The organism is Pseudomonas sp. RW407 (genome assembly GCF_003176655.1).
Taxonomy (GTDB): Bacteria; Pseudomonadota; Gammaproteobacteria; order Pseudomonadales; family Pseudomonadaceae; genus Pseudomonas; species Pseudomonas delhiensis.
Genome location: NZ_QGSL01000091.1, coordinates 136,825 through 146,492, shown reverse-complemented (window position 1 = coordinate 146,492; position 9,668 = coordinate 136,825). Strand labels below are relative to the sequence as shown.

Annotated in this window: 7 protein-coding genes; 6 read left to right on the top strand and 1 reads right to left on the bottom strand. The window is 69.8% G+C overall.

Annotation, left to right across the window (positions count from 1 at the left end; translation table 11 throughout):
* Positions 1 to 385 precede the first annotated feature (385 nt).
* Both DK254_RS13005 and DK254_RS13000 read left to right on the top strand, forming a co-directional pair.
* Positions 386 to 1,690 (top strand): CitMHS family transporter, encoded by a 1,305-nt coding sequence (locus DK254_RS13005; protein ID WP_109934096.1) that lies wholly within the window; start codon positions 386 to 388, stop codon positions 1,688 to 1,690.
* Between the two features lie 18 nt (positions 1,691 to 1,708).
* Complete coding sequence (locus DK254_RS13000; protein WP_109934095.1) at positions 1,709 to 2,476, top strand: TerC family protein; 768 nt, start codon at positions 1,709 to 1,711, stop codon at positions 2,474 to 2,476.
* A gap of 4 nt (positions 2,477 to 2,480) precedes the next feature.
* On the opposite strand, the gene DK254_RS12995 is transcribed toward DK254_RS13000, so the two are convergent.
* The gene (locus DK254_RS12995) at positions 2,481 to 2,972 is read right to left on the bottom strand and encodes an LEA type 2 family protein (RefSeq protein WP_109934094.1); all 492 of its coding nucleotides are present in this window, start codon (positions 2,970 to 2,972) and stop codon (positions 2,481 to 2,483) included.
* A 426-nt stretch (positions 2,973 to 3,398) separates the two neighbouring features.
* On the opposite strand from DK254_RS12995, the gene DK254_RS12990 reads away from it, so the two are divergent.
* From DK254_RS12990 to DK254_RS12975, 4 genes are all read left to right on the top strand, one after another.
* Positions 3,399 to 5,114, top strand: coding sequence for a Na/Pi cotransporter family protein (locus DK254_RS12990; protein ID WP_109934093.1), 1,716 nt, complete (start codon positions 3,399 to 3,401; stop codon positions 5,112 to 5,114).
* 95 nt (positions 5,115 to 5,209) lie between these two features.
* Positions 5,210 to 5,533 (top strand): hypothetical protein, encoded by a 324-nt coding sequence (locus DK254_RS12985; protein WP_109934092.1) that lies wholly within the window; start codon positions 5,210 to 5,212, stop codon positions 5,531 to 5,533.
* Positions 5,534 to 5,686: 153 nt separating this feature from the next.
* Complete coding sequence (locus DK254_RS12980; RefSeq protein ID WP_109934091.1) at positions 5,687 to 7,867, top strand: bifunctional diguanylate cyclase/phosphodiesterase; 2,181 nt, start codon at positions 5,687 to 5,689, stop codon at positions 7,865 to 7,867.
* Positions 7,864 to 9,426: a PAS domain-containing methyl-accepting chemotaxis protein gene (locus DK254_RS12975; protein ID WP_109934090.1), complete on the top strand. Its 1,563-nt coding sequence runs from the start codon at positions 7,864 to 7,866 to the stop codon at positions 9,424 to 9,426. Before DK254_RS12980 ends, DK254_RS12975 begins: the two co-directional genes overlap by 4 nt.
* Positions 9,427 to 9,668: the final 242 nt, after the last annotated feature.

Genomic DNA, 9,668 nt, shown 5'->3' with positions numbered 1-9,668 from the left:
TTCAAGCGAATCCGGCGTTTTTCCCGGGGTGCACCGCAACGGGGCGGGAAAATCCCCCGCGGGGGCCCTTTCCTGTAGGAGCGAGCTTGCTCGCGAACGGGGATTTCCCGGCGGCTGTGATGCCATGCGGTTCGCGAGCAAGCTCGCTCCTACGAAGAGCCGGTCCGGAAACATCCGGAAACATCACCTCTTCACCGACGATCGCCGCCTTTTCCCGCGAAAGCCTGCTGAAAGCTTGAGCCCCTAGCATCCGCCCTCCCCTCCGCTGCCCGGCGGCGGGCTATCCGCACAAGAACAACACGGGTGATGCCATGACACGCTTGAACCGCCGCTCCGCCCCGTCCCTGCCCGGCCACCCGCCGCGCTGACCCGACGGAGGCCTCCGATGCTGACCTTCCTCGCCTTCGCCATGGTGGCGACCTTCATGCTCCTGATCATGACGCGGCGCCTCTCGGCGCTCATCGCGCTGATCCTGGTACCCATCGCCTTCGCCCTGCTCGGCGGTTTCGCCGCGGGCCTGGGGCCGATGATGCTCGACGGCATCCGCACCCTGGCGCCGACCGGGGTGATGCTGATGTTCGCCATCCTCTACTTCGCCATCATGATCGACTCGGGGCTGTTCGACCCGGCGGTGCGCAAGATCCTGCGGCTGGTCAAGGGCGACCCGCTGAAGGTCTCGCTGGGCACTGCGGCCCTGGCGATGATCGTCTCCCTCGACGGCGACGGTTCCACCACCTACATGATCTGCGTGGCCGCGGTGCTGCCGCTGTACCAGCGCCTGGGCATGAGCCCGCTGCTGATGGCCTGCCTGATCATGCTCTCCAGCGGCGTGCTCAACATGACCCCCTGGGGCGGCCCCACCGCCCGCGCCGCCAGCGCCCTGCACGTGGACCCGGCGGACATCTTCGTGCCGATGATCCCGGCGATGGTCGCGGGCCTCGCCACCATCTTCGCCATCGCCTGGGTATACGGCAAACGCGAGCGCGCGCGCCTGGGCCAGTTGCACCTGCCCGGCGAGCACCTGGACGCGGCCGAGGTCAGCGTCTCGCAGTACCCCGAGGCGCGGCGGCCGAAGCTGCTGTGGTTCAACGGCGCGCTGACGCTGGTGCTGATGGCCACGCTGATCGCCGGGCTGCTGCCGATGCCGGTGCTGTTCATGATCGCCTTCGGCATCGCCATGATCGTCAACTACCCGTGCATCCTCGAGCAGAAGAAGCGCATCGGCGCCCATGCCGAGAACGTGCTGGCGGTGGTCTCGCTGATCTTCGCCGCCGGGGTGTTCACCGGCATCCTCTCAGGAACCGGCATGGTCGAGGCCATGTCGAAGAGCCTGCTGGCGGTGATCCCGCCGGCGCTGGGGCCGTACCTGGCGACCATCACCGCGCTGGTCAGCCTGCCGTTCACCTTCTTCATGTCCAACGATGCCTTCTACTACGGCGTGCTGCCGGTGCTCACCCAGGCCGCCGCGCAGTACGGCATCACCCCGGTGGAAATGGCCCGCGCCTCCATCGTCGGCCAGCCGGTGCACCTGCTCAGCCCGCTGGTGCCCTCCACCTACCTGCTGGTGGGCCTGGCCAAGGTGGACTTCGGCGACCACCAGCGCTTCACCCTGCGCTGGGCAGCGCTGGTGTGTCTCGCTATCCTCGCCGCCGCCCTGCTGCTGGGGCTGTTCCCCCTGTTCATCGACTGAAGACTGGTAGACCCGTAAATGGAATGGCTGACCAACCCGGAAATCTGGGTCGCGCTCCTCACCCTGACCGCCCTGGAGATCGTCCTGGGCATCGACAACATCATCATGATCTCCATCCTGGTGGGGCGCATGCCCAAGGCCATGCAGGCGCGCACGCGGCTGTTCGGCCTGGCCCTGGCGATGGTCACGCGCATCCTCCTGCTGCTGTCGATCACCTGGGTGATGCGCCTGACCGCCGACCTGTTCAGCGTGCTCGGCCAGGGCATTTCCGGGCGTGACCTGATCCTGTTCTGCGGCGGCCTGTTCCTGCTGTGGAAGAGCAGCAGCGAGATCTACCACGGCCTGGAAGGCGAGGACGAAACCGATCAGCAACCGGACCCGAAAAGCCTGCTCGGCGGCTTCCTCGGCACCATCGTGCAGATCGCCATCATCGACATCGTGTTCTCCCTCGACTCGGTGATCACCGCCGTGGGCATGGTCTCCAACGTGCCGGTGATGGTCGCCGCCATCGTCGTCGCGGTGCTGGTGATGATGCTGGCCTCCGGCGCCATCAGCGCCTTCATCGACCAGCACCCGTCGCTGAAGATGCTGGCGCTGTCGTTCCTCATCGTGGTCGGCACCGTGCTCATCGCCGAAGCCTTCGAGGTCCACGTACCCAAGGGCTACGTCTACTTCGCCATGGCCTTCTCGCTGGCGGTGGAAGCGCTGAACATCCGCATGCGCACGGCGCGCGGGCGCAAGCCGGTCGAGCCGGTGCAGCTGCGCCGCGACATCCCCGGCCAGTAGCGCCCTAGAGCGTCGGCAAGGGCGCCCCGGCCGGCCACTCCAGGGTGCCCTTGTCGCTGAAGCGCACGGTGCCGAACAGGCCGCCGCCGAGCTTGCCGCTGATCTCGTAGGGCATGCCCTGGCGCGGCGGCGCGTTGCCCAGGCCCCAGGCCTGGCGCACCAGGCGGAAGGCGGAGATGCTCACCGGCACGCTGAGCACCGCCTCGCCGAAGCGCGGCACCTGCCCGCGCTGGTCGCTCACCCCGCTGGCCAGCGGGCGGCCGTTGACGCTCAGGTCCAGGGCCACGCCGTCGTAGTCGATGTCCCGGTCGTTGGGGTTCTGCACCCGCAGCTTGACCGCGAAACGCGCCTCCATGCCCTGCCCGGCCAGGGGCTCCAGGCCCACCAGGTCGATCTTCAGCGGGTCGTTGCCGAACAGGCTGGCGCAGGCGCCCAGGCCCAGGGTCAGGCCGAGGGCGAGGAACAGGCGCAGAGTGGCGAGAAGGCGCTTGGGCATCGGGGGTTTCCGCTGGCGGTGGTGTCCGGGGCAGTCTAGCCCGCGGGGATGGCCGGGAGGAACCGCGGTTCGGATACCCCTTGTAGGAGCGGGCCCTGCCCGCGATTCGCGCGCAGGGCGCGCTCCTACAGGGGAATGGCGGGGGTAGCCAGCGTAATTGGAGCGGATCTCATCCGCGAATCGCGCCGATATTTCCGGCTATCGCGGACAAGGTCCGCTCCTACGATCGTGATTTTCCGGGCATCCCTGCAAAACCCCGCCGCAGGGGCTTTACTGAAGGTAAACACCCCGGCGAATCAGCATCTTGTCGAACCCTCGCGGGACTGCGTGGGTCTACTATGACATTTAGATGACAGAAAAATCGGCCAGAGTCGTCCCACCGCGCAGTCACGCCAGGGCGGCCATGCAGTAACGAGGGGGGCCGCCATGCTGACATTGCTCAACCTGCTTTCCGCCGTCGCCTTGCTGGTGTGGGGCACGCACATCGTGCGCACCGGCATCCTCCGGGTGTACGGCAGCGACCTGCGGCGCATCCTCAGCCGCAGCGTACAGAAACGCCCGCTGGCCTTCGCCGCCGGCATCGGCGTCACCGCCCTGGTGCAGAGCAGCAACGCCACCGCGTTGCTGGCCACCTCCTTCGTCGCCAGCGGGCTGATGGCGCTGGCCCCGGCGCTGGCGATCATGCTCGGCGCCGACGTCGGGACGGCGCTGATGGCGCGGGTGCTGACCCTCGACCTGTCGTGGCTGTCGCCGCTGCTGATCTTCTTCGGGGTGATCTTCTTCCTCACCCGCAAGCAGACGCGCCTGGGCCAGCTGGGCCGGGTGTTCATCGGCCTGGGCCTGATCATCCTGGCGCTGCAGCTGATCGTCGAGGCCGCCGGGCCCATGACCCAGGCCAAGGGCGTGAAGGTGCTGTTCTCCAGCCTCACCGGCGACGTCATGCTCGACGCCCTGACCGGCGCGCTGTTCGCCATGATCTCCTACTCCAGCCTGGCCGCCGTGCTGCTTACCGCGACCCTCGCCACCTCCAAGGTGATCTCGCTGAAGGTCGCGCTGTGCCTGGTGGTGGGCGCCAACCTGGGCACCGGCATCCTCGCCCTGATCGGCTCCAGCTCGCAGAACGCCGCCGGCCGCCGCGTGGCCCTGGGCAGCCTGCTGTTCAAGGTCGCCGGCTGCGTGCTGGTGCTGCCGCTGATCGGTCCGCTGGCGCAGTGGGTGGACGGCTGGCCGTTCCGTACCCAGGAGCTGGTGATCGCCTTCCACGTGCTCTACAACTCGGTGCGCTGCCTCGCCTGCCTGCCGCTGACCACCCAGATGGCCGCCTTCTGCACGCGCATCATGCCCGACCGCGCCACCCCCGAGGACCGCGTGCGCCCGCGCCACCTCGACCCGGCGGCGCTGGACACGCCGAGCCTGGCGCTGGTCAACGCGGTGCGCGAGACGCTGCGCATGGGCGACATCGTCGAGCAGATGCTGACCAACCTGCTGCAGGTGACCCGCGCCGGCGACCCCTTGCTGGGCAAGGAGATCCGCAAGCTCGACGACGACGTCGACGCGCTCTACACGGCGATCAAGCTGTACCTGGCGCGCATGCCCCGCGAGGACCTGAGCGAGCGCGACAGCCGGCGCTGGGCCGAGGTCATCGAGCTGGCCATCAACCTGGAGCAGGCCGGCGACATCATCGAGCACATGCTCAGCGCCGTGCAGGACAAGAAGACCTCGCGCAGCCGTTCCTTCTCGGACAACGGCCTGGCCGAGATCACCGCGCTGCACAGCCAGTTGCTGGTCAACCTGCGCCTGAGCCTGTCGGTGTTCCTCAACGGCGACCAGGAAGGCGCGCGGCGCCTGCGCCGGGCCAAGCAGCGCTTCCGCCTGCAGGAACGCCGCTACGCCCACGCCCACGTCGACCGCCTGCGCCAGCAGGTGGTGCAGAGCATCGAGACCAGCTCGCTGCACCTGGACCTGATCGCCGACATGAAGCGCCTGAACTCGCTGTTCTGCGCCATCGCCTACGCCGTGCTGGACAACCCCGAGGCCGGTGCCGGCGAGGAGCACGAGGACGACTACGTCGAGGAGGCCCTGGAAGCCGCCGCCCAGCCGCCCAGCCACGACGTGCCGCCGGGCTCCAGCGCGGCCAGCTGAGGCGCGGCAGGTCGCCGCGGGACTGATCCGCGTCAATGCCCGGGCATGGCGTTCGGCTAGGGTGGTGGCCCTTTGCCATCCACGAGCATGACGCCATGACCCTTAGCCGGCTGCCGGCCCAGTTATTGGTGACTTCCCAGGACGAGGACGTGGCGCGCCAGGTGCGCGCCCTGCTCGCCGTCTACCAGGTACCCTGCGCGGTGCTCGCCGGCCCCGGCGATTGCGAGCAGGCCCCGCTGTGCCGTTGGTTCAAGGACGCCGCGCTGAGCGACACCGCGCGCCTGCACGCCCTGCTGGCCGACGCCGTCGGCGTGCTCGAGCGCAGCCGCCACGCCTTCCGCTCGCGCGAACTGGGGCAGCTGCGCCGGCGCCTGGAGGCCGCGCTGCAGGAGTTGTCCGCCTCCCCGCCGATGGTGTAAAAAACCCCGACCAGTGTTCCGCCAACGCGGAAGCCGGCTTTGCCGGGCAGGACGCCAAGGGCCTGCAAGACAAAGCGCCGTGCCTGTCGCCGAATCCATCGTGCGACGGGCGCGGCGCTTTTTTCATGCCCGCAGAAAAACAAGGAGGCAAGCATGGGCCTGGGACCGAAGCTCGACCACATGCTCGACCGCATAGGCCTGTCGCCGGCGGAGATCGACCAGCGCCTGCGCTACCTGCACTGGCAGGCGGCCGACGAGCGGTGCCTGCAGCAGGCCGCCGACGACCGGGGCGACAGCCACCTGCGCTTCATCGAACAGCTCTACGAGCACCTCGGCCAGTTCCCGCCGCTGGCGGCCATCCTCGCCGACCCGGCCACCCTGCAACGCCTGAAGCGCAGCCAGGCGCAGTATTACGAGCAGCTCTGGGAAGCCCCGCAGGACGCCGGCTACGTGCGCGACCGCCTGCGCATCGGCCTGGTCCACCAGCAGGTGGGGGTGGAGCTGAAGTGGTACCTGGGCGCCTACCGCCTGTACCTGCAGCACATGCTCGACGAGCTGCTCGGCGCGACAGAGGGCGCGCAGGTCTTCGCCAGCCTGCTCAAGCGGGTGTTCTTCGACATGTCGCTGGCCATCGACACCTACGGCGCCGCCCAGCGCCAGGCCCTGGAGGAAAGCGAGGCGCGCTTCGCCCGGGCCCTGCGCGGAGCCAACGACGGCATCTGGGACTGGGACCTGGCCAACGACCGGCTGTACGTCTCCGAGCGCTGGACGCGCATGCTGGGCCTGAACCGCGACAGCCTCGGCGAGGGCAGCGCCAGTTGGTTCGCCCGCGTCCACCCCGACGACCTGCCCGGCCTGCGCCAGGCCATCGACGCCCACCTGCGCGGTAGCGCCGCCCTGCTCAACCATGAGTACCGCATCCGCCAGCGCGACGGCGGCTACCTCTGGGTGCTGGCCCGCGGGGTGATCACCGACGGGCGCATGGCCGGCTCGCAGACCGACATCAGCCAGCGCAAGGCCAGCGAGCACCAGCTCAGCCATGCCGCCCGCCACGACCCGCTGACCGGCCTGGCCAACCGCCTGCGCCTGGACGAACTGCTGCAGCAGGCCCTGCAGCGCCAGGGCCGCCCCGGCGCGCGCGAGGCCGGGCTGCTGTTCATCGACCTGGACCGCTTCAAGCTGATCAACGACAGCCTCGGCCATGGCGTCGGCGACCGCGTGCTGGTGGAAGTGGCCCAGCGCCTGCTGCGCTGCCTGCGCCCCGGCGACCACCTGGCGCGCTTCGGCGGCGACGAGTTCGTGGTGCTGCTGGACGACATGGCCAGCCTGGCCGACGCCGAGCAGGTCGCCCAGCGCATGCTCGACTGCCTGCACCAGCCGCTGCACCTGGACGGCCGCACCCTGGTGGTCAGCGCCAGCATCGGCATCACCGGGCTGATCGCCGAGGGCCAGGCGATCGACACCCTGCAGGCCGCCGACCTCGCCCTGTACCGCGCCAAGGAGGCCGGCAAGGCGCAGTACGCGCGCTTCTCCAGCGAGCTGCAGGCCGCCGCGCAGCGCCGCCTGGAACTGGAGAGCGCGCTGGGCCAGGCGCTGGAGCGCGGCGAATTCAGCCTGCATTACCAGCCGATCCTGCGCATCGACGTCGACCCGCCGCGGCGCGTCGCGGTGGAAGTGCTGCTGCGCTGGCAGTGCGACGGCCAGCCGGTCTCGCCGCTGCAGTTCATCCCGGCGCTGGAGGAGTCCGGCGAGATCGTCCGCGTCGGCGACTGGGTGCTGCGCGAGGCCTGCCGCCAGACCCTCGCCTGGCAGCGCGAAGGCCAGAGCTGGCTGTACTGCTCGGTGAACCTGTCCATCCGCCAGCTGCAGCAGCCGGGCTTCGCCGAGCGGGTGCGGCAGATCCTCGCCGAGACCGGCCTGGCGCCGCAGAGCCTGCTGCTGGAGATCACCGAGAGCCTGATGATGCAGGACGGCGCCGAGACCCTCGCCTGCCTGCGCGAGCTGGCCGCCCACGGCGTGCGCCTGGCGCTGGACGACTTCGGCACCGGCTACTCGTCCCTGGGCTACCTCAAGCGCTTCCCGCTGGACATGCTGAAGGTCGACCGCAGCTTCATCGGCAAGGTCCCCGGCGACCCCGAGCTGAGCGCCATCTGCCGCGCCATCGTCGGCCTGGGCCGCAGCCTCGGCCTGGAAGTGGTGGCCGAGGGCGTCGAGCACCCCGAGCACCTGGAATTCCTGCGCAAGGAGGGCTGCCGCTTCGCCCAGGGCTTCCTGTTCAGCCCGCCGCTGCCACCCCACGCCCTGTACCCGGGGCCCATGGAGACCCACCGATGAAGCTCAACCTGCCGGTCAGCGGGCGCCAGGTCGAGGTACCGGCCAGCGCCAACATCCTCTCCACCACCGACCTCAAGGGCGCGGTCAGCCATGTCAACCCGGACTTCCTGGCCATCAGCGGCTTCACCGCCGAGGAACTGCTGGGGCACAACCACAACCGCGTGCGCCACCCGGACATGCCGCCGGCCGCCTTCGCCCACCTGTGGCGGACGCTGCAGGCCGGGCGCAGCTGGATGGGCCTGGTGAAGAACCGCTGCAAGAACGGCGACCACTACTGGGTGAGCGCCTTCGTCACACCGATCCGCCATGACGGCAAGGTGGTGGAGTACCAGTCGGTGCGCACCCGCGCCAGTGCCGCCGAGACCGACGCCGCCGAGCGCCTGTACGCCCGCATGCGCGGTGGCTGGCTGCCGCGCCGGCCACGCCTGGGCCTGTTGCCGCGGCTGCTCGCCGGCCTGGGCCTGGCGCAGGCCGCGGGCGCGCTGCTGGCATATCTGCTGCCCGTGCCCTTGGCCTTCGGCCTCGCCCTGCTGCTTTCCGGTGCCTGGCTGGCACACCAGCTGCAACCGCTGCGGCCCCTGCTGGCGCGCGCTCGACAGGTCGCCGACAACCCGCTGAGCCAGCGCCTGTACAGCGGCCGCGTCGATGAATTCGGCGAGCTGGACTTCGCCCTGCGCATGCTGGAAGCCGAGACCGGCGCGGTGGTCGGGCGCATGGCCGAAGCCTCGCGCCAGCTCGCCGAACACGCCGGGCAACTGGCCGGCACCGTGGCCGACAGCAGCGCCGGCACGCGCCGCCAGCAGCAGGAGACCGACCAGGTGGCCAGCGCCATGCAGCAACTGGCGCAAAGCGTCCAGGAAGTGGCGCGCCACGCCCAGCACAGCGCGGTGGCGGCGCAGTGCAGCGAACGGGTGACCCAGGCCGGCCAGGGCGAGGTGCAGGCCACCCGCGGCCAGCTCGCCGCCCTGGAAGACGCGGTACGCCGGGCCAGCGAGGCGGTGGAGCAGCTGCACGGGCACAGCGAGGGCATCTCGCGGATGCTGCAGGTGATCCAGGAAGTCGCCGGGCAGACCAACCTGCTGGCGCTCAACGCCGCCATCGAGGCGGCCCGCGCCGGCGAGGCCGGGCGCGGCTTCGCGGTGGTCGCCGACGAAGTCCGCGCGCTGGCCTCGCGCACCGCCGACTCGGCGCTGGATATCCACAGGCTGGTGGGCGACCTGCAACGCGGCGCCGGCGCCTCGGTGCAGGCCCTGCGCCACAGCTGCGAACAGGCCCACACCAGCCTCGGCCAGGCCGGCCGCGCCGCCGGCGCGCTGGAGGAAATCGCCGGGCAGGTCTCGGCGATCCAGCGCATGAGCCTGGAGATCGCCGGCGCCATCGAGGAACAGGGCTGCGCCAGCGAGGAGATCGAACGCAGCCTGCTGGCCATCCGTGAGTCGGCCGACGGCAATGCCGCCAGTGCGAGCCATAGCCAGGCCAGTGCGGCGCGGGTGGCGGAGTTGGCGGCGGGGTTGAGGATGATGGCGGGGCATTTCTGGGAAGGGCGGCGCAACGCTTGAATAAGGGCGCTGCTCTTCGTAGGAGCGAGCTTGCTCGCGAAGGGTGTTTCCTGGGAGCTGCAGGTGTTGGAGTTCAGAGCGCCCTCTCCCTAACCCTCTCCCTGAAGGGAGAGGGGACCGTTGGGCAGATACTGATATTTCGGCGTTAGCCGGCTTGTACCGAGTATCCGGCTGACACCAAATCCCTTCTCGGCACGGACAAGCCCCCTCTCCCTTCAGGGAGAGGGCTGGGGAGAGGGAAC

Bases quoted from the DNA above. Each gene is read 5' to 3' on its own strand.
- DK254_RS13005 (WP_109934096.1), top strand. From the start codon at position 386: ATGCTGACCTTCCTCGCCTTCGCCATGGTGGCGACCTTCATGCTCCTG.
- DK254_RS13000 (WP_109934095.1), top strand. From the start codon at position 1,709: ATGGAATGGCTGACCAACCCGGAAATCTGGGTCGCGCTCCTCACCCTG.
- DK254_RS12995 (WP_109934094.1), bottom strand. From the start codon at position 2,972: ATGCCCAAGCGCCTTCTCGCCACTCTGCGCCTGTTCCTCGCCCTCGGC.
- DK254_RS12990 (WP_109934093.1), top strand. From the start codon at position 3,399: ATGCTGACATTGCTCAACCTGCTTTCCGCCGTCGCCTTGCTGGTGTGG.
- DK254_RS12985 (WP_109934092.1), top strand. From the start codon at position 5,210: ATGACCCTTAGCCGGCTGCCGGCCCAGTTATTGGTGACTTCCCAGGAC.
- DK254_RS12980 (WP_109934091.1), top strand. From the start codon at position 5,687: ATGGGCCTGGGACCGAAGCTCGACCACATGCTCGACCGCATAGGCCTG.
- DK254_RS12975 (WP_109934090.1), top strand. From the start codon at position 7,864: ATGAAGCTCAACCTGCCGGTCAGCGGGCGCCAGGTCGAGGTACCGGCC.